Annotated in this window: 20 protein-coding genes and 1 pseudogene; 9 read left to right on the forward strand and 12 right to left on the reverse strand. The window is 66.8% G+C overall.

Annotated elements, in window-relative coordinates; genetic code table 11:
• From R2N01_RS08310 to mshD, 9 genes are all read right to left on the reverse strand, one after another.
• A partial coding sequence (locus R2N01_RS08310) for an ABC transporter permease subunit (protein ID WP_316670236.1) occupies window positions 1–791 on the reverse strand: 791 nt, incomplete at its 3' end.
• A 165-nt stretch (window positions 792–956) separates the two neighbouring features.
• Window positions 957–1,373: a hypothetical protein gene (locus R2N01_RS08315; RefSeq protein ID WP_316670238.1), complete on the reverse strand. Its 417-nt coding sequence runs from the start codon at window positions 1,371–1,373 to the stop codon at window positions 957–959.
• A complete protein-coding gene (locus tag R2N01_RS08320; RefSeq protein ID WP_316670240.1) occupies window positions 1,370–2,959 on the reverse strand; it encodes a hypothetical protein in 1,590 nt (529 codons plus the stop codon). Before R2N01_RS08320 ends, R2N01_RS08315 begins: the two co-directional genes overlap by 4 nt.
• A gap of 28 nt (window positions 2,960–2,987) precedes the next feature.
• Entirely contained in the window at window positions 2,988–5,444 is a 2,457-nt protein-coding gene (locus R2N01_RS08325; RefSeq protein WP_316670242.1) for an ATP-binding cassette domain-containing protein, read from the reverse strand.
• A complete protein-coding gene (locus R2N01_RS08330; protein ID WP_316670264.1) occupies window positions 5,365–6,354 on the reverse strand; it encodes a radical SAM/SPASM domain-containing protein in 990 nt (329 codons plus the stop codon). Before R2N01_RS08330 ends, R2N01_RS08325 begins: the two co-directional genes overlap by 80 nt.
• Window positions 6,284–6,709 (reverse strand): PqqD family peptide modification chaperone, encoded by a 426-nt coding sequence (locus tag R2N01_RS11490; RefSeq protein ID WP_399553264.1) that lies wholly within the window; start codon window positions 6,707–6,709, stop codon window positions 6,284–6,286. The genes R2N01_RS08330 and R2N01_RS11490 overlap by 71 nt, the downstream gene beginning before the upstream one ends.
• 537 nt (window positions 6,710–7,246) lie before the next feature.
• Window positions 7,247–8,140: an NUDIX domain-containing protein gene (locus tag R2N01_RS08335; RefSeq protein WP_316670244.1), complete on the reverse strand. Its 894-nt coding sequence runs from the start codon at window positions 8,138–8,140 to the stop codon at window positions 7,247–7,249.
• A gap of 8 nt (window positions 8,141–8,148) precedes the next feature.
• Window positions 8,149–10,317, reverse strand: coding sequence for an RNA degradosome polyphosphate kinase (locus R2N01_RS08340; RefSeq protein WP_316670245.1), 2,169 nt, complete (start codon window positions 10,315–10,317; stop codon window positions 8,149–8,151).
• Complete coding sequence (gene mshD, locus R2N01_RS08345; RefSeq protein ID WP_316670246.1) at window positions 10,314–11,288, reverse strand: mycothiol synthase; 975 nt, start codon at window positions 11,286–11,288, stop codon at window positions 10,314–10,316. Before mshD ends, R2N01_RS08340 begins: the two co-directional genes overlap by 4 nt.
• Before the next feature lie 204 nt (window positions 11,289–11,492).
• Here mshD and R2N01_RS08350 point away from each other — a divergent pair, with 204 nt between their 5' ends.
• The gene (locus R2N01_RS08350) at window positions 11,493–11,726 is read left to right on the forward strand and encodes a hypothetical protein (RefSeq protein ID WP_316670248.1); all 234 of its coding nucleotides are present in this window, start codon (window positions 11,493–11,495) and stop codon (window positions 11,724–11,726) included.
• Here R2N01_RS08350 and R2N01_RS08355 read toward each other — a convergent pair.
• From R2N01_RS08355 to R2N01_RS08365, 3 genes are all read right to left on the reverse strand, one after another.
• Window positions 11,713–12,357: a response regulator transcription factor gene (locus R2N01_RS08355; RefSeq protein WP_316670250.1), complete on the reverse strand. Its 645-nt coding sequence runs from the start codon at window positions 12,355–12,357 to the stop codon at window positions 11,713–11,715. The genes R2N01_RS08350 and R2N01_RS08355 overlap by 14 nt on opposite strands.
• Window positions 12,354–13,286, reverse strand: coding sequence for a sensor histidine kinase (locus R2N01_RS08360; protein WP_316670251.1), 933 nt, complete (start codon window positions 13,284–13,286; stop codon window positions 12,354–12,356). The genes R2N01_RS08355 and R2N01_RS08360 overlap by 4 nt, the downstream gene beginning before the upstream one ends.
• A gap of 405 nt (window positions 13,287–13,691) precedes the next feature.
• Window positions 13,692–13,817, reverse strand: a complete 126-nt coding sequence (locus tag R2N01_RS08365; protein WP_316670252.1) for a hypothetical protein — start codon at window positions 13,815–13,817, stop codon at window positions 13,692–13,694.
• On the opposite strand from R2N01_RS08365, the gene R2N01_RS08370 reads away from it, so the two are divergent.
• The 8 genes and pseudogenes from R2N01_RS08370 (at window position 13,816) to R2N01_RS08405 (ending at window position 18,091) form a co-directional block, all read left to right on the forward strand.
• The gene (locus R2N01_RS08370) at window positions 13,816–14,421 is read left to right on the forward strand and encodes a response regulator transcription factor (RefSeq protein ID WP_316670254.1); all 606 of its coding nucleotides are present in this window, start codon (window positions 13,816–13,818) and stop codon (window positions 14,419–14,421) included. The two genes, R2N01_RS08365 and R2N01_RS08370, sit on opposite strands and share 2 nt — an antisense overlap.
• Window positions 14,418–14,669: an ATP-binding cassette domain-containing protein gene (locus tag R2N01_RS08375; protein WP_316670256.1), complete on the forward strand. Its 252-nt coding sequence runs from the start codon at window positions 14,418–14,420 to the stop codon at window positions 14,667–14,669. The genes R2N01_RS08370 and R2N01_RS08375 overlap by 4 nt, the downstream gene beginning before the upstream one ends.
• Window positions 14,650–15,339 carry an ABC transporter ATP-binding protein gene (locus R2N01_RS08380; RefSeq protein ID WP_316670258.1) on the forward strand — a complete coding sequence of 230 codons (690 nt, stop codon included), beginning with the start codon at window positions 14,650–14,652 and terminating at the stop codon, window positions 15,337–15,339. The genes R2N01_RS08375 and R2N01_RS08380 overlap by 20 nt, the downstream gene beginning before the upstream one ends.
• A gap of 14 nt (window positions 15,340–15,353) precedes the next feature.
• Window positions 15,354–15,551: a hypothetical protein gene (locus R2N01_RS08385; RefSeq protein WP_316670259.1), complete on the forward strand. Its 198-nt coding sequence runs from the start codon at window positions 15,354–15,356 to the stop codon at window positions 15,549–15,551.
• Window positions 15,544–16,161 (forward strand): ABC transporter permease subunit, encoded by a 618-nt coding sequence (locus R2N01_RS08390; protein ID WP_316670261.1) that lies wholly within the window; start codon window positions 15,544–15,546, stop codon window positions 16,159–16,161. The genes R2N01_RS08385 and R2N01_RS08390 overlap by 8 nt, the downstream gene beginning before the upstream one ends.
• Before the next feature lie 67 nt (window positions 16,162–16,228).
• Window positions 16,229–16,888: pseudogene (locus tag R2N01_RS08395) on the forward strand (CoA transferase); the annotation flags it as partial.
• A 38-nt stretch (window positions 16,889–16,926) separates the two neighbouring features.
• Window positions 16,927–17,316: a CoA transferase gene (locus tag R2N01_RS08400; RefSeq protein ID WP_316670262.1), complete on the forward strand. Its 390-nt coding sequence runs from the start codon at window positions 16,927–16,929 to the stop codon at window positions 17,314–17,316.
• Window positions 17,309–18,091 (forward strand): enoyl-CoA hydratase-related protein, encoded by a 783-nt coding sequence (locus tag R2N01_RS08405; RefSeq protein ID WP_316670263.1) that lies wholly within the window; start codon window positions 17,309–17,311, stop codon window positions 18,089–18,091. The genes R2N01_RS08400 and R2N01_RS08405 overlap by 8 nt, the downstream gene beginning before the upstream one ends.
• Window positions 18,092–18,218: the final 127 nt, after the last annotated feature.

The raw sequence follows: 18,218 nt of genomic DNA on the forward strand, positions 1-18,218 counted from the left end.
CGCGTCCGCGCCTCCGGGAGCCGGGCGACCAGTGCCCGCGCGGCGAGGCCGAGCGCCAGATCGGCGGCCGCGATGACGAGCGCTGCCAGGACGAACCCGCCGAGGCCGTTCCCGCCCGTGAGCCGGGCGAGGTGCCAGGCGTCGGAGCGCGAGGCCGCCCCGGCCAGCGGCTGCAACTGATCGGGGCCGGAGCCGTCGAGCAGCGCGACCAGGACGAGGGCCTCGGCCAGGGCCCGTGAGAGGGCGAGGCCCGTCGCCGAGAGCAGGGCGCGCGCCGAGAAGGGCAGGACGACCTGACGGACCATCTCCCAGCGCGTGGCGCCGAGGGACAGCGAGGCCTCCATCCGGCCGGCCGGCACCTGCGTGAAGACATCACGGCTCAGCGAGGCGATCGTCGGCGTGACGACGGCCGCCAGCACCAGCCCGCCGAGGAGGACACGACCGGCGCGCCCCGGGCCGTCCGGGGCGATGAGCCCGCCCGCCAGGAGGGCGTATGCGATGGCCGGGACGGCGGCCAGGACGTCGATGACCGCCCCCAGCGGGCGCCGCGCCCGGCGCGGCGCGAGCTGGGTGACGAACAGCGCGGCCCCGGTGCCGAGCGGAGCGGCCATGGCGACGGCGATGACTGCGGCGCAGAGCGTCTGGGCCAGGAGCGGCCCCAGACCGCTGACCGATCCCGCGGGAACGGTCGCCGACTGGCAGATCAGGAAGACGAGGAGCGTTGCCGGGACGAGCGCGGCGAGCACGGCCCCGGCACGGGCCGGGGCCGCCTGCGGTGCTGCACGGTTCATCGGTACGGTCCTCGGGTCGGTGCGGGCGGGATCGCCCGCCAGTGCCGAGGCTATGCGATGGTCCCGCGCATCGGAACCGCCGGGGCGAAGATCGCGAGGACACCGATGACGCGAGCACTGATGACGAGCACTGATGAATCGTCGCGGCCCCGCCGGCTGTCCGGCTCAGGGATCCCGGTCGCTCAGAGCCTGGATGAGGCGTTCCGCGTCGATACCGCGCGCTGCGAGCAGTTCGGTGACCAGGTCATCATGCTGCCCGAGTGCCGCGCGGGCCATGTGCACGGCCGACACGCTGTCAGCGGCTGCCAGTGCGGATGCTCTCAGGAGCAGTCCCTTGGCCTCCGGGGTGAAACCGATCGGCCTTCTCAGCAGGCGCCGGCGCCCCGGTGAATTGTCGGATGCCGCATCGGCGATCAAGTCCTGCCAGTCCACCCCCATAGTGGCCAGGGCGCGCTTGATTCTCGCAGATGCCTCAACTGCCGCGATGAGGACGTCGATGACGTCAGCATTCTGTGCGGCCCTGTTGCGGGCGATGGCCCGTGAATCCTTCAGAACGGCCTTCGCGCTGTCGTCGATGGTCATTGCTGCTCCTGTCTGTCATCGGATTCATGATCGTGGATCAGAGGACCCGGTTCGTCGTCACCGGGTGAGAGGATGAGCTGTACATGGGTCGGTGCTGCGATGATCGAACGGGACAGGTGGAGTACCGCCCACGAGGCGACCAGCAGAACGGCAAAGGGCATTGGGGCGGAGAGTGATGGGCGGAGAAACCGTCCGGGCAGCATGCCGATACCGTATGCGATTGGTCCGCCGAGGGTTACGGCTCCTGTCATGAGACGTTCACCCGGCCCATGGTCCTCTTGCATTCTGATGGCAGCCGTGAGACTGGAGAACGCGGATGAGAAGAATGGCCAGCCAAGGGCGCACCCCATTGCCAAAGCGAAACCGACACCCCTCTTCGAAGGGTCCAACTCCAGTGCACCGGCGGTGAGTGCTACTGCCAGGAAACCATACATGCGTAGTGCTGGGATCAAAGATGCCCAGCAGCAGAGGACCAGGAAACGGGTGGTTTCAAAAGAGGAGAATGGGTAGCGTGATTCGCGGAGCACTCCGTCCTGGGCGCATGCCGATGCTGCAAACCCTCCGAGGCCGAGAAAAACGAGCCACCACAGGTCCGGGATGAAATGGGCTGCGGCCCAGCATGCGCTGAAAACAATCGAGTACTGGACCAGGAGCCCTCGCAGGGCTCGTTGCCGGGTCATCTCAATGTACTGCCGGACAGGGTGGGCTGCAGCTCCGGCGAGGAATGCGGGAAACGTGGCACTTCGGGTCCTTTTCTTCTGTGCGAATGCCATCGCCCCGCTCGCGTCATGTTCGCCCGCCAGATCGAGGATAACGGCTATTTGATACAGCGAGGCGGCCCATGTCGGCATCATCCTGCCGGCCAGCCTCGTGATGACGACGACCATGCTCAGCGTGAGCGGTGTGAACACGGTGGTCGCCATGAAGACGGCGTGGAGCAGCTCGTTCGTGATTTCGCCGACTGCCCGCAGCCATTCGCTGTAGTCGGTGCCTGCATGGATGGCCATCGCCACTGCGAGTCCTGTTGGGAGCGCTCCCCATCCGGTTCGGGCCCAAACTCCACCGTGCTGGATGCAGTGGGCCACGCAGCTGGTCAGAACCGTCGCCGTCGTGGTCCACACCCCATATTCCCACAAGACGAACCATGCTCCTGCGCGTGTGCTCGGTGCCGGCAGAATCAGTGGTGAGACGCTGGTCACGACTGGTACTGACAGAAATGCTGTCAATGCCGGCGGCAGGGCACGACTGAACAATCCCGCAATGACGGCAGGGCGAGCCAGTGATCCGGAGTCGATGATGGCGAGATCGCCGACCGCAAGAACGACTGGAGGATGATTCACCGAACGAAACCCCAAGACAACCGGGATGGCCATCATCAACAAACCCAATGCCGTCAAAGTCGTCTGCTGGCTGATCAGTGGTTGGCTGACCGGATCCGGAACATCCACATAGAGCTGGCACAGTCGGAGTACCACGACGAGCACACCTCCGAGCAGGAGCCAACCGAACCAGTGGGAGAGCATTCTGCGAATCTTGTTCGACGTCCCACGCCAGCGCACCGACAGGAAGAGAACGAACTTGGGCACCAGGGGCCTCCAACCTTGAACAGGCTCATCACGAGCCGCGACGGATCATTGGGTCCTCGGTGCTCGTGATGACGAATGCCCGCTCGAACTGCGTCTGGTCGCTCGGAGCAGTCCCGATCGCGAGCCCGATGAACTCCCGGTTCGTCCCGGCGAAGGTCAGTTCGCCGTGGCTGAGCACGAGGAGCCGGTCATTGATTTTCTCTGCGATGTCAAGCCGGTGCGTTGATATGAGGATGCATTTACCGGCGTCTCGTAGTTGGAAGATGAGCGACATCAGCATTTTTTGACCCGCAGGATCAAGGCCGTCGAAGGGCTCGTCCAGAATGAAGATCTGTGCGCCGTGTCGCACTGCGCATGCCAATATGAGCCGTTTCTTCAGCCCTTTCGACAACCTGCTGGCCAGAACATTGGTGTGCTCGTCCAGTCCAAACCTCTTCAAAAATTGGTGCTCGTCCGTTTGCGAGAGACGTGTGAGTTCATAAACGGCTTCAACGAATCTTAGATGCTCCGCCACCGTCAGCAATGGATAGACCATGGAATCATCCGGGACATAGCCCACCTGAGCGCCCGGCGACGCCCCATCGCGGAGGTCGAGATGCAGGCGCGCCTCGCCGGCGGTAATCGTGGCATGCCCGACGAGTATGCGCATGAGCGTTGTCTTGCCCGCTCCATTGGGGCCGAGGAGGCAGGAGACCTCCCCGTAGGGCAGGGCACATGAAATATTCTTCAGGGCCCGGAATTCATCATAGTTCTTGCACAGCCCGATCGTTTCAATGGCGATGGACGCAGAAGCAGGAGAGACGGTCGGGGGGAGTTGAGGAGCTCGGTGCGCTGTCAGTCCAGTCAAAGTATGAGTTGAAGATGCTGTTTGCCGTGAGGGATTTCCCCGGTCATCGACTTCTGCGGGCAAGAAATTGCGTATCCGTGGTATGATCAATATGATTGGCGGCAGGGCCAAGAGAATCGCGAGGAGGGCGGCCATGAGGACACTTCCGGCCCTGGCCATGGGCAGGGCGATTGTCGCGAAGTCCACCACGTAGTGGGTCATTATTGCCGTGAGAATGCCGAACCGTACGGCGATCCATCCGAGAAGGAGCCCGAGGGGGAACAGCTCAACAATTCTGGTGCAAGGAGGCCGAACAGCGTAGTTGGCATGTAGGAGCGCCCAGATCAACGCAGTGGTCAGGATGCCGATCGCCTGACTGTGAAATCTCCATGCGAAATAGCGCAGTGCGAACCACCGGAACAGTATTTCTTCCTGGCAGGAGGCGATTGCCGCTGATGCCACGGGAGTGACGAGAGGGATGAGCGTGGCCAATGAGAACTCGTCGGGAGGGCCGAGTCGGAGAGATACGATGCCGTATCGTTCGCCACTCGAGTAGAACAAGGAACTGAGAACCAGCCAAATCGCTGCAGCGAGATATCCGATTCCTATCGTTCTCGTGAACGGCTGCGGCCGGGGGCGCTGTGCAGCATGCAGAACTCTTGGAAGGATCGCACCGGCCTCACCACACATTTTTACAGTGATGAACAACAGGACGGCGGCGAACGAACTGCTGATCATCATAGCTGCACGATATGAGCTTTCACTGATTCCAGAAGGAGGACTCACTGTACTTCCCGTGAATGAGTTGTTGACTGATGCGATGAGCGCGAGGACGGCTAATACCACTGTCAGGGCGGTGAGCGCGCTTGAATTCCTTCTTCTCTTGTTCTGCAGCAGGACGCCGATCGCCAAGATGATCAAGATGAGCGTCCCCACGAACCCCGTGGTCGATGTTGCCTCACCAATGAATTCTGCCCGACGGATGTTGCTGGCCTCATTTTCTGGTACTGCTACTGTTCGGGCAATGGAAAAACTCCCCTCCGCCGCGGTCACGTCACACGTGAGATCGACTCCCGCTGTGCTGCTTGCTGCCCTGGTCCATTTGAACTGCCCGGTTCCATTGCTGAGAATGGAATCGAGTTGTGCAAGGTCCGGGGAATCGTCTTTCCCCGCGATTTCCTCAAGCCATTCCAACAAAGCAGTACCGGAGATCGACCGAGCACTGTCGATCGGGCATTGAAATCCTGTTACGGAACCAGCCGGGGTCACCTTGAACTGACACTTGGTCGAGTCGTCTGTTATCTGCCAATAATAAATGGGTAGTTCCGCGGCATAAATTGCAAGATCCGGCCTGTGCACATCACTGAACCAAGCCGCGGCAAGCGAATCATACCCGGTTACGGGGCGTTGCGGTGTGATGCTGCCGATTCCGATGTCGGCGGCAAATGATTCCGCTACGCTGACCGCAGTTGAGGAATTTATTCCGCTCGCTGCGGCAGGGAATGCGTCTGGCGCCAGCTGGGAATAGACGAGCAGGGCGAGTACGAATGCGGCGCCTGCGCCTGATCCGAAGAGCAGTTCAGATCTTCGTGTCATCGTCTCGACCCTGATCGCCGAGCGTTTTCGCCAGCTCGCTGGTACGCCACCAACAATGGTCATCTGTTCGACCCCATGCTGCGGCCGCTGCATGGCATCTACCACAGAACGGAGCGGCCCCGCAGTCTGCGCACCGGTCGATACCTGGTGACAAGGAATTTGCGAACACAGAGAATAGTGGGCCGGAGAAAGCCGCATCGAACGGCTGTTCATAGATGTTTCCCAAGTTGACGTTCAACATGGGGCAAGGATTTATTGAACCATTTGCCCTGATGTGCGCAAGCAAGTGTCCTGCGCCGCATGAGCTGAGCAGCCCACGCGTCGAAATAAATTCCTGGTAAGCGTCAGACTCCTCTGATCTGTTGAGTGAAAAGGTAGGTGAGGAATACTTTTTCACAATGGTCTCCCAGTTCTTCTGAAGGGAGGAGATCTCTTCTGCGGACAGACAGAGATCAGAATTTGCGGCGCGTCCGCTGGGAAATGTCAACCCGAGTCGGAAGGCGGCTGCTCCAGCGGCCATGCAGTGCCGAACGACTCCCTCCACCTCGCACCAGTTGTGGCGGTTGGCGGTCATGGCCACTATGACGATCTTATCCTGTTCGGCAAGAGCTCTTATGGTAGAGACTGTTCGTTCGAAGGAGGAGGCACCACCCCTGATACGATCATGGGTCGCGGGCAGTCCATCAAGACTTGTCTGTACGGTCACGGTGTCGTTGTTGATTATTGTACGAAGGTCGTCTTCTGTGAGCGCGTACAAAATCGATGCAATGCGAACCATTCGCATGCGGTCGGTGGCAGCCGCCAGGATGTCCTTGGACCCAGGATGCATTGTTGGTTCACCTCCCGAGAGCATCACCGAGAAGGATCCTGAATCAGCAAGGGAGTCAATCGCTGAGATGACTTTATCCGTGGGGGGGGGGATGATAGCCTCTACCGAGTTTTGCCGATGCGTAACAATGAATGCATGAGAGATTGCATGAGGTTGTTAGTTCGAATGAAGACAGCAATGGGATCCATGCTGTGTAGGACCCTGTCACCCGGGTTGTCGCAGGGGTCGGGGTCTGCGGCACTGAAATGGTTCCACGCGAGGCGGATTCAACGAGAAACTGAAATATCAGAGGCCTGACTTTCGCGGGGGAGTCGTCGTATCGGGAAGCCATGACTGAGCAGATCTCTTCTGCAGTGTGTTGCCCGTCGCACAACTCGAGCACTTCAGTTCCAGTGCGGTTGATTTTTTCGGTGCCGCCCTCGTTCCCCAGTAGATAGTAGTACCCGGCATCCGGTTGCCGGTGCAGTATGGCTTGTGTGTTCAGCAGGGGAAACATCATTGCCCCTGAATGAGTCTGGTTACCTTGACATGATCCACCAGTGGGGTTAAACCGCTGTGGCGGCGCATGCGGCGAGGAACACTCCGAACGCGACTGTGCTGCAGACGGGGACAGCGCTCATGCAGGCGAATGCTGTGCCTTGGTACTGAGGTGCGGCCACCGTGCTCACCTCCTCTCCAGCGTCATTGCTGCTGCCAGCGTAAGCGTGAGCGATTCCGTCCGGCAATACCCTGACTGGATCCGCTCGGAGCATTCCCCTGCGGAAACCCTTCCGTCTCAGGGGAATCTCGGGGCGGGTGGTGTTGCCGTGCTCAGGCCTCATGCTCGCGGCGAAGGATCGGTCCTGGTGGACCGCGGTCGTTCCCCTGGCGGGCGCGCGGGCGAGCGCGACCGGCCCCCGGCGAGCACGCGCTGCCGGTCGATACCTGGTCACCGGATGCGGAGTCGGACGGGCGCTGTTGCACAGCGGATCAGGGCGGGGCCGTACCGGGGGGCCGTAACCACCAGGCGCCCCCGCTGCCCGCCCCCGCAGGGCGTTCACCCGATGGCCGGGTACGACTCCGCGTCGAGCACCCGTCCGCCGGGTCCGACGTGCAGGACGAGCGACTGGCCCGGGTGCATGGGGGCCACCTCGACGCCCAGGCCGGTTTGCATGGCCGGCAGCACCGGTCGGTGCCCGCACACGACCGCGCGCGTGCCCGGATCGGAGCCGGCGGCCAGCCGCAGATCGGCCATGAGGGCGGACACCTGCCCGCCGCGGCCCTCCGCCGTCTCCTCGGACAGCAGGGCGACGGGCTCCGGCGCCAGGGCGGCGGTCTCGGCGTAGGGCTCGACGGTCTGCGCGCAGCGCGTCGACGTGCTCGTGATGATGCGGTTCACGCCGTAGGCGGCCAGCAGGCCCGGCAGCCTCGCGGCCTGGCGCTCGCCGCGAGGGGCCAGTGGGCGCAGCCAGTCGTCGCCCTTCCAGGCCTTGCGCGGGCTCGCCTTGGCGTGACGGGTCAGGACGAGCACTCCGGCCGGGCCCTGCTCGAAGAGCTCGACGGCGCGGGCCAGCAGCGCCCGCTCGTCGGCGTGGGCGAGCAGCGCGTCGGCCTCGCCGGCAGTGACCCACAGGACCTCGTCGGTCTCGTCGTCGTGAGGCCCCGGCGTCTCGTCCAGGGCGACGCCGAGCCACCAGTGGACCCGCTTGTGGTCGGGGCCCACCATGTAGTCCAGTGGCGGCAGCGGGCGCGACAGGCGCACCCGGACCCCGGTCTCCTCGCCCACCTCGCGCACGGCCGTCACGGGCAGCGGCTCGTCCTTCTCCTGATGGCCCTTGGGCAGGCCCCAGGTGCCGTGGCGGGGGACGTGCTCGACGAGCACCTGCACGCGACCGCCCCGGGCGCGCAGGACGACGGCGCCGGCCGCCTGGATGCGGGGCTCGCCCTCCATCGGCCCGATCATCGGCTCGGCAGGACGCCGGGACGCTGGAAGTGCAGCGTGCGGCGCGGGGTCCGGGTCGTCAGGCGCCGCTCGGCCGTCCTGGCGATGAGGTGCTCCTGGATGTCGAGCTTCGGGTCGCCCTCGGCGTCGAGCGTGTCGGGCGTCCACAGGCGGTCGTCGAGCCGCCAGGCGACCGTGCCCTCGTCGAAGGCCAGGTCGAACAGCTCGCCGATCTCGTCGATGTGGCGCTGATTGGTGATCGAGACGATGGCCTCGACACGGCGGTCGAGGTTGCGGTGCATCATGTCCGCCGAGCCGATGCCCACGGCCGGCCGCCCGCCGTTCTCGAACCAGAAGATGCGCGAGTGCTCCAGGAAGCGGCCGAGCACCGAGATGACGCGGATGTTCTCGCTCAGGCCGGGCACGCCGGGCCTGATGCCGCAGATGCCGCGCACCCACAGGTCGACCTGGACGCCGGCCTGCGAGGCCCGGTAGAGGGCGTCGATGACCCGCTCGTCGATGATCGAGTTGACCTTGATGCGGATGCGCGCCGCCCGGCCCGCCCCCCGGTGCCCGATCTCGCGCTCGATCGACTCGATGATGCCGCTGCGCACGCCGTTGGGGGCCACCAGCAGGCGCCGGTAGGCGGTCTCGGCGGTCATGCCCGACAGGTGGTTGAACAGGCGCGAGACGTCGTCGGTGACGATCGGGTTGCAGGTGAGCAGACCCATGTCCTCGTACTGGCGGGCGGTCTTCGGGTTGTAGTTGCCGGTACCGATGTGCGCATAACGGCGCAGCCCGTCGGGTTCGTCGCGCACGACCAGGATCAGCTTGCAGTGGGTCTTCAGGCCCACCATGCCGTAGACGACGTGGACGCCGTGGCGCTCCAGCTTGCGGGCCCAGGCGATGTTGTTCTGCTCGTCGAAGCGGGCCTTGATCTCGACGAGGGCGAGCACCTGCTTGCCGGCCTCGGCGGCCTCGATGAGGGCGTCGATGATGGGGGAGTCCCCGCTGGTGCGGTAGAGCGTCTGCTTGATGGCCAGTACCTGCGGGTCGGCCGCCGCCTGCTCGACGAAGCGCTGGACGCTCGTCGCGAAGGAGTCGTACGGGTGGTGCAGCAGCACGTCGTGACGCCTGATCGACTTGAACAGATCGGCCTCGCTGGAGGTCTCGACCGGGGCGAGGTCGGGGTGCGTCTTGGGCAGGAAGTTCGGGTACTTCAGGTCCTCGCGGTCGACGTCGGCCAGGTCGAACAGCCCGGTCAGGTCCAGTGGTGCGGGCAGCCTGAAGATCTCCTTCCCGGAGATGTCCAGCTCGCCGGCGAGCAGCTCGAGCAGCTCGTCCGAGACGGTCTCCTCTACCTCCAGCCGCACGGGGGGACGGCCGACCTTGCGGCGCAGCAGCTCCTTCTCCAGGGCGAACAGCAGGTTCTCGGCGTCGTCCTCCTCGACCTCCACGTCCTCGTTGCGGGTGACCCGGAACAGGCACCAGCTGGCGACCTGCATGCCGCTGAACAGCTCGGGCAGGTGGTTGATGATGACCTCTTCGAGCGGGACGAAGCGGGTGGGCCCCAGGCGGATGAAGCGGTCCAGGATGCCCGGCACCTTGATGCGGGCGAACTGGCGGGCCTCGCTGGCCGGGTTGCGCAGCAGCACGCCGATGTTCAGCGACAGGCCCGAGATGTACGGGAAGGGGTGCGAGGGGTCGACGGCCAGCGGCGTCAGCACCGGGTAGATGCGCTCGGTGAAGAGCTCGTCCATGCGGGTGCGCTCGTCGGTGGTGAGCTGGCCCCAGCGCAGCAGGTCGATGCCCTCGGCGTTGAGCGCCGGAAGGATCTCGTCCTGGAAGAGCGCGGCCTGGGCCTCGACGAGTTCGTGGATGCGGGTGAGCATCGCATCGTAGAGCTCGCGCGGACGCATGCCGGTGACCGAGGGGATGGCCACGCCGGCGTCGATGCGGCGCTTGAGGCCGGCGACGCGGACCATGAAGAACTCGTCGAGGTTGGAGCTGAAGATCGCCGTGAACTTGGCGCGTTCCAGCAGCGGGACGCGCCCGGTGTCGCGTGCCAGGTCGAGGACCCGGTTGTTGAAGGCCAGCCAGCTCAGCTCGCGCTCGGAGTAGCGGCCCCTCGGCAGCTCATCGGGACGGTGCTCGGCCGTCGTCGTCCTGTCCTTGGTGCCGCTCATCTGTCCTGCTCCTGGTCCGGCCCGGCGGGGACGCGGGCGTAGGCGGTGTCCGTGGAGGTCACCTGGAAGCCCGCGGACTGGTACATGCGCACCACCCTGGGGTTGCCGGCCTCGACGTACAGATCGACGGCCCGGGCGCCCTTGTCCATCATGTGCAGGATACCGGCATCGAGCAGCGCACGGCCGACGCCCCGGTGTTCCCAGTCGGGGTGGACGCCGATGACGTAGACCTCGCCCCGCCGTACGCCGCCGACGGTCTCGATCTTGGTCCAGTGGAAGCCGACGAGCCGGCCGGAATCGTCGCGCGCGACGAGCAGCCCGGACGGGTCGAACCAGTCCTGGCCCATGCGCGCCCGGGCGTCCTCGGCGCTCATCGCGCCCTGCTCGGGGTGGTGCTCGAAGGCGGCGCGGTTGACCTCGACGAGGCGGTCCAGGTCGCCGTCCCGGTAGGAGTCCAGCGTCAGCCCCTCGGGCAGGCGCGCGTCGCGGCCGGAGCCGTCGGGCGGCTCCATGCTCATGATCAGCAGACCGCGCACGGGGCGCAGGCCCAGGCTCGCGGCCAGGCCCTGCGCCGGCGGCCGGTTGCCGAAGGCCCACCAGTTCAGGTCGGCGGGGATCGGGGCGTTCTCGTCCCTGGCGCACGACAGGGTGGTGTGGGCGACGACGGCCCGGGCCAGCCTGGTCGCGATGCCCCGGCGGCGGGCCCCGGGGGCCACCACGAGCTGCACGGTCTGCTCGCGGCCGTCCCAGTGGGCGTAGCCGAGCAGCCCGCGACCGCCGTCGCCGGCGGGACTCGGCTCGCGGGCCAGCCAGTGGCTGTGCAGGGGGGCGGAGCCGGTCAGCGAGAGCCTGGCCGACTCGTTGAGGGGCACCACGCCGTCGGCCTCGGCCACGCCGGCCGCGAGGGCGCGGACGAGATCGGCATCGGGCTTGGACAGGCGGATGGCCGGAGGCGTGATGACGATGCTCATGCCTCAAGCCTAGGCGCTGCGGGCGGTCCCGCCCCTGGTGCCATCGGGCAACGCCACCCGATCGGATCGACCGCGGCGCCCTTGCCGGGAGGCTTGTTCGCGGAAGCGCGACCATGATTCGTCTTCCCCGTCGGACGATGCCCGATTGTGGGCAGGCCTCATCGCGCCGGTTCCGCGCGTGGCGGGCAGGAACGTGCCGGCGGCATGCACCGGCGCGTCCACCGGCCCGATCTCCCGGGAGACGGCCTCGACGGCGCGCCCGACCGCGCCGGCGTGGATTCCGCGCACCAGGCGCTGCCCCGGTTCGTCGACGAGGAGGAGGTGGGTGCGGCGGTGTCCTTCGTCCTCAGCAGCCGGACCATGACCGGCACCATCCTCGAGATCGATGCGGGCGGTTTCCCGCCGAGGGTGAGGCGCAGCCGGGTCACGGGTCGATGAGACCGACCCGGATCGCGTAGCGGGTGAGCTGGACCCGGTTCGTGAGCCCCAACTTGGTGAGAATCCGGCTGCGGTGATTCTCCACGGTCTTCTCACTGAGGAACAGCGAGTCGGCGATCTCCTTGCCGGAGCGCCCGTCCGCGATGAGCGCGAGAACCTCGCGCTCGCGATCGGTCAGCGCCGCGTGGTCACCGGCCAGCATGTGCCGCCTGAGCAGGGTGCGGACCGTGCCGGTGAAGAGGACCGGCTCGTCCCGGAAGGCGGCCAGGCACGCATCGGCCAGGTCTTGTCCCCCCACGGACTTGTGCACGAACCCGGAGGCGCCGACGCGCAGCGCCTCGAACAGATAGGGGTCGCTCTGATGGATCGACATGAAGAGGACTCTGGTCCGTGGGGACTCCGCCAGGATGAGACGGGTGGCCTCGAAGCCATTCACCTCGGGCATGGAGACATCCAGCAGCGCCAGGTCCACCTCCCGCTCGCGGACGACCGCAACGGCCTCGGCGCCGGTCGTGCACTCGGCCAGCACCTGGAGCCGCGGGTCGGCGTCCAGCATCAGCCGTACTCCCTGCCGCAGCATCGCGTGGTCATCGGCCAGGACGATCCGGACCGGTGGTGTCCCCGCGCTCATCGGGCGACCCCTCCCGGTTCCACGGGTACCCTGACATCGACCAGGGTTCCCTGGCCCGGTACCGACACCGCTGAGAGCTCGCCGCCGACCATGGCGGCCCGCTCGCGCATTCCCTGCATCCCGCCCCCAGGAGGTCCGGCACGTCCCGTCCCGTCGTCGCGGATGCTCAGCGTGAGGTAGTCCTCATGGTGTCGGAACACGAGGGTCACGGTGCGTGCCTCGGCGTGCCGGACGACATTGGTCAGCGCCTCCTGCGCGATCCGGTAGAGGACCAGCTGCAGCTCGTCCGGCAGAACGACCTCCGGGCGCTGCAAGCCGGTGGTGATGACCAGGCCGGTGCTCTCGGTGATGCGCTGGCACAGCTCGTGCAGCGCCGGGACGAGGCCGAGATCGTCGAGGGCTCCTGGGCGCAGCTGGGTGGAGATGCTCCGGACGGTGCCGAGCGCCTCCGACACGGTGTCACCGATAGCGTCGATACCCGGTGCCGGCACGGTGGTGCCCGACCGCTCGCCGGCTCGGCGCACGAGATGCAGAGCCAGGGTCAGGGACTGCCCCACCTCGTCGTGCAGCTCGCGCGAGATCCGCAGCCGTTCCGACTCCTGGGCACGCAGGGCGATCTGGACGGCCTGTTGGCGCTGCCGTTCCATCCGGGCCATGAGAGCGTTGAAGTCTGCGGCGAGGCGTCCGACCTCGTCATCCCGGTAGACGCGGACAGGGCCCCCGCCGCGCTCCACGGCGTCCTGCACCGCCACGTGCAGGTCCCCCAGCGACTCGATGGCTTCTCGCGCCAGGGTGACGGTCGCGGCGAGCGCGACGAGCACGCCCAGCAGCACGAGTACGAGCGTCAGCTCGGCGTGCTCGGAGTACCGCGTGGCGCAGAAGACGCCGAACCCCCTGTGATGACGCAGACCACGAGCGGAGCGAGACACAGGCGCCAGAGGAGAGACGTCGCGAACGCCCGGCCGAGCCGGCCCGGTACCGCTCCCCGGGCGTCGGGTCGTCGCTCTGGGTGGCTCATCGCCGCACCGCGAGGCGCCCGGCATCATGCGCCAGCTCCTGGTCCGCGAAGCCCCCCGGTGAGTGACTGATCATCGCGAAGTGCTCGACGCCGAGCGCGACGGGCAAGCCTGATGCCGCTGGTCCATGGACCGCCGGCCCGTCGCGGGGGAGGACGAGAGGATCAGTCGAGTACGGCGCTCGCATGCCTGCAATATAGGTCGGTTGCGCGCCTGAGAGGTGCTGTTTCCACCGAGCCATCAGGGAGATTGGGGGTAAACCCTCTGCCGTGTTCGGTCGGGCCCAGCCAGAATCGTGATGTCGGGTCAGAGGGCGCGCTAGCCGGAGGAGGAGAGCATGCCGCTTGTCAGGGGGTCGCAGGACCAGTACGAGGACTGCTCGGGCGCAGCGCCGATCAGAGCGGTCGTGGTGGACACCCGCCCCACGGCCCAGATCGGGGCCATGACCATTCTCTCCGCGTGTTGGCCGAACTGGGAGGTCACCGGGGCCAGCTCCCAGGCGGAGTTCGCGGGACTCACTCCGCGCCACCACTTCGATCTCGTTCTCACCGACCTGCATCTCCACGACCACCTCGAGGGGTTGGAGGTCTGTCGAGCCGCGAAGAAGGCGGAGGAACAGACGTCCACGCTCGTGTTCGCGGAGGAGCCTGATCCGGATGTCATCCTCTCGACCATCACCTCTCGGGTGGTGGATGGCATCGTGCAGCGGACGGCGTGCCTGCCGAGCCTCATCCGGGCGATCAAGTCTGTTCTGCAGGGCTTCCAGGCCTGGCAGCTGGAGCCGCCGGGAGAGACCTCGTCAGAGGCGCTGACGCCCGGGGTCAAGGGGCTCACCCGGCGTGAGCGGACCATCCTGGCCCTTCTGTGCCGGCGGTGGAGCAACCGTGAGATCGCCCGCGAACTCAACTTGGCGGAACAGACCGTGAAGAACAATCTGAGCACCATCTACGGAAAGCTGGGCGTAGGAGGCCGGACCGAGCTCTACGCCAGCGTGCGGCACAACGAATTGTGGTTCCACCCCTCGGAAGCGGAGGCGATCTTGTCGTGAGCACGACTGTTCTCGAATGTGAAGGGCTGACGAAGCGTTTCGGCCGGCTCACGGCCGTCGACGGCATCGACCTGGCACTGCAGCCCGGTCAGGTGCTCGGCTACGCCGGACCGAACGGGGCCGGCAAGACGACGACGATCCGGATGATGCTGGGTCTGACCAAGCCGACCAAGGGGGGTCCGGCTCCTGGGCCAGGATCCGTTCTACGACGTAGCGATCCGCAGGAGGGTGGCGTACCTGCCCGCTGAGCTCCACTTGGACGGGCAGCTCAGCGTCGCGCAGACGCTGGAATTCTGGTCGCGCGTGCGCCGCGACGTCGACGCCTCTTACCGCGACGAGCTCTGTCAACGGCTGGGCCTGGACCCCAGCCGGACGACGCGGAACCTGTCCACCGGCAACAAGCGGAAGGTCGGCCTGGTTGGTGCGTTCATGAGTCGGCCGGAGCTGCTCATCCTCGACGAGCCGACGAACGGGCTGGACCCGCTGCTGCAGGACGAGTTCCAAAAGCTGGTCAACGAGTGCCGGTACCAGGGCCAGTCGGTCCTGCTGTCCTCGCACATCCTGTCCGAGATCGAGGCCGTCGCTGACAGCGTGGCGGTCATCCGGTCTGGGAGGATCGTCGCTCGGGGGAGCATGGCCTCCCTGCTGAAGCGGTCGGAATGTGAGATCCGCGTCCGGCTCAACGCCCCGGCGACGGTGCCTGAGCAAATCCGTCAGCTTCCCGGGCTGCGGTCGGTCGAACTCAGGTCCAGCGAAGTCATCGACATCGTGTGGAGCGGCCCGGTGCAGCCACTCCTCCGGGAACTCGCGCACCTTCCGGTGGACAGCATCCTGGCGCCTGAACCCAATCTGAGTGAGGCTTTCAAGGGTTACTACTCCGCGGAGGACAGGGCCGCCCCGTCCGTCGAGACCGCCTAGAGGAGGCATCCGTCATGTCCCTTGCGTACGTCGAGCTCACCCGGCACTCGTTGCTGACGAAGCGCCGAGGAACGCTGGTCTGGGCCGTGGCCCTCTTCCTGCTCGGTCTGATGACAGTGGCGGCCTGGTCCTCCCTGAAGGACACCGACGCGTTGACGGGCTTCTCGGAGGGTCTGCCCCCCCGAGCTCGCCTCGTCCCTCGGCATGGCTGACCTGTCCACCTCCTCCGGATATCTCATGGGCAACCTGTACTCGATGCTGGTCCCCGTCCTGCTCGCCGCGATCGGCATCGCGGCAGTGTCCACCTCCATCAGTGGCGACGAGCACGACGGCCGGCTCGAGATGCTGTTCGCCTTCGCGATCTCTCGCCCGACCATTCTGCTGGGGCGGCTCTCCGCCGCCGTCCTCTCGGTGGCGCTGAGCGCGCTGGCTGTCCTTGCCTCCGTGGTGCTCGGACGGCTCTTCTTCGAACTCGACGTTTCCTGGGACGGCTTGGTCGCGATCACGCTGGTGATGGTGCTGTTCGCGGTGTTCCACCTCTGCCTGGCGTACGTGCTCGCCGCGTGCGGGACCTCCTCGGCGGTCAGCTTCGCCGTGCCGTTCGCGGTGCTCGTCGGGGGCTATGTCCTCAGGTCGCTGGTCCCCCTCATCGACGGCGCGCAGGACCTGGCGAACTTCTCACCGTGGGAGTGGGCGCTCGCGGAGGACCCGCTGGGCGGTGATGTCTCCGCGTGGAGGCTGGGGCTTCTGGTGCTCCTCAGCGCGGCTGCGGTCGTCGCCGGCACCTTGGTGGCCAAGGAGCGTGACATCCATGCTCCATGATCGGCAGCCGCTGGACGGTGTCCGGGTGGTCGAGCTGGGCAGTCTGGGGCCGGTGCCCTTCGCGGGCATGCTCCTGGCCCAGCTCGGGGCGGACGTCGTGCGGATCGATCGCCCTGGGGGAACCCCTTCCCCGTTGGAGTCTCTGTCCGGCTTCGGCAGGGCGGACCCCATGGCGGCGGGACGCCGCTCGGTGCAGGTCGACCTGAAGGCTGCGGGCGGCGCGGGCACCGTGCTGGCACTGGTCGAGCGCGCGGACATCCTGCTGGAGGGCTGGCGCCCGGGGGTCGCGGAGCGCCTCGGAGTCGGCCCGACGGAGTGTCACGGCGCCAATCCGGCCCTGGTGTACGGGCGGATGACCGGCTGGGGTCAGAGCGGCCCGCTGGCGCAGCAGGCGGGGCATGATATCAACTACGTGGCGCTGAGTGGCGTCCTCAGCGCTGTCGGCCCGGCCGATGGGGCGCCCACGGTGCCGCTCAACCTCTTGGGCGACTTCGGCGGCGGAGCGCTCTACCTCACGGTCGGCGTGCTCGCCGCCCTGCAGCGCGTCAGGCGGGACGGGCACGGAGACGTCGTCGACGCCGCGATCGTCGACGGGGTGAGCCATCTGAGCACGATGGTCCATGGGCTGGCCGCTGCCGGGTTCTGGCACGACGGGCGTGGCCGCAACGTCGTGGACGGATCGCTGCCGTACTACACGGTCTACGAGACCGCGGACGGACGGCACATGGCCGTGGGCGCGCTGGAGGACCGCTTTTTCGCGGAGATGTGCCGGGGACTGGGCCTCGTGCCGCCCCGAGACCGGGAGGACCCGCGGACCACGCCGATCTCCGGCGTCTTCTCGCGAAGAGGTTCGCGGCGCGCACACAGACCGAGTGGGAGCAGGTCTTCGCCGGCCGGGACGCGTGCGTGACACCCGTGAGGACCCTCGCAGAGGCACGGGGCGACGGGCATCTGCGTGCTCGCGGGGTGTTCGGCCCGGCGCGGGACGGCGGCGACCTGCTGCCGGCCTCGGCTCCACGATTCGGACGCTCCGCACCGCCTCCCCTCGGGCCGCCGCCGCGCCCCGGTGAGCACCAGCAGGAAGTGTTCCGGGACTGGGGCGTGCCGCTCCCGGAGCCGGACACCGACGCCACTCAGAGGAGAACCAGTGACTGAGCAGGCCATCATCTACGAGAGGGAGGGGCCGGTCGTCACCATCACCCTGAACCGGCCCTCGGTCCACAACGCGCTCACGGCCGAGATGATCCGGTCGCTGACGGAGATCGGGCGGGAGTACGACCGTGACGAGACGGCCCGTGCCCTCGTCCTCACCGGGGCGGGAGAACGTGCTTTCTGCACTGGACGTGACCTGCGGTCGTCGTGGAGCGAGAGCGGCACCTCCCCGGGGGGTCGTCACGAGGCCCACCGTCCTGAGGAGCGCATCTTCTCGGAGGTCGAGAAGCCGGTCATCGCCGCCGTCAACGGTCACGCCCTCGGGGGCGGGGCGGAGCTCGTGCTGGGGACGGACATCAGGGTGGCGAGCGATCAGGCGACCTTCGGGTTCCCCGAGGTGACGCTCGGATTGGTCCCCTACGGCGGGGCCCAGGTGCGGGTGCCCCAGCAGGTGCCGTGGGCGAAGGCGATGGAAATGCTGCTCACCGGGCGTCGGTACTCCGCGGCGGAGGCGCTGAGCATGGGACTGGTGAACTACGTGCTGCCGCAGGACGCGGTGCTGGGCGCGGCGCACGACCTGGCGGAGCAGGTGGCGCGGAACGCACCGCTGGCCGTTCGCAGGATCAAGAAGGCGGTCCGCAGGGTGTACAATCAGGAGTTCGCTGAAGCCTTCCGCGCCGAGTGGGCGATCGCGGCCGAAGCGCTCACGACGCAGGATGCGCGGGAGGGGATCACCGCGTTCCTGGAGAAGCGGCCCCCGGTCTTCCGCGGCCGCTGACCCAGGGCGGTCCCGGGGGCCGACCGTGACGTGCGCAGCACCCTCAGTCCCGCGCGGGCCCGGGGGCCCGTCCGCTCACGCGCAGCGCAGTGCGCCCCGGCGCGGCGCGGCCGGCGCCGAGCAGCTT

It is taken from the genome of uncultured Propionibacterium sp. (assembly GCF_963539965.1).
In the GTDB taxonomy this organism is placed as follows: Bacteria; Actinomycetota; Actinomycetes; order Propionibacteriales; family Propionibacteriaceae; genus Propionibacterium.

Coding starts and splice junctions, on each gene's coding strand:
- R2N01_RS08315 (WP_316670238.1), bottom strand. CDS start 1,373: ATGACCATCGACGACAGCGCGAAGGCCGTTCTGAAGGATTCACGGGCC.
- R2N01_RS08325 (WP_316670242.1), bottom strand. CDS start 5,444: ATGACCATTGTTGGTGGCGTACCAGCGAGCTGGCGAAAACGCTCGGCG.
- R2N01_RS11490 (WP_399553264.1), bottom strand. CDS start 6,709: ATGATGTTTCCCCTGCTGAACACACAAGCCATACTGCACCGGCAACCG.
- R2N01_RS08335 (WP_316670244.1), bottom strand. CDS start 8,140: ATGGAGGGCGAGCCCCGCATCCAGGCGGCCGGCGCCGTCGTCCTGCGC.
- R2N01_RS08340 (WP_316670245.1), bottom strand. CDS start 10,317: ATGAGCGGCACCAAGGACAGGACGACGACGGCCGAGCACCGTCCCGAT.
- mshD (WP_316670246.1), bottom strand. CDS start 11,288: ATGAGCATCGTCATCACGCCTCCGGCCATCCGCCTGTCCAAGCCCGAT.
- R2N01_RS08350 (WP_316670248.1), top strand. CDS start 11,493: ATGCACCGGCGCGTCCACCGGCCCGATCTCCCGGGAGACGGCCTCGAC.
- R2N01_RS08355 (WP_316670250.1), bottom strand. CDS start 12,357: ATGAGCGCGGGGACACCACCGGTCCGGATCGTCCTGGCCGATGACCAC.
- R2N01_RS08370 (WP_316670254.1), top strand. CDS start 13,816: ATGACCATTCTCTCCGCGTGTTGGCCGAACTGGGAGGTCACCGGGGCC.
- R2N01_RS08365 (WP_316670252.1), bottom strand. CDS start 13,817: ATGGCCCCGATCTGGGCCGTGGGGCGGGTGTCCACCACGACCGCTCTG.
- R2N01_RS08385 (WP_316670259.1), top strand. CDS start 15,354: ATGTCCCTTGCGTACGTCGAGCTCACCCGGCACTCGTTGCTGACGAAG.
- R2N01_RS08390 (WP_316670261.1), top strand. CDS start 15,544: ATGGCTGACCTGTCCACCTCCTCCGGATATCTCATGGGCAACCTGTAC.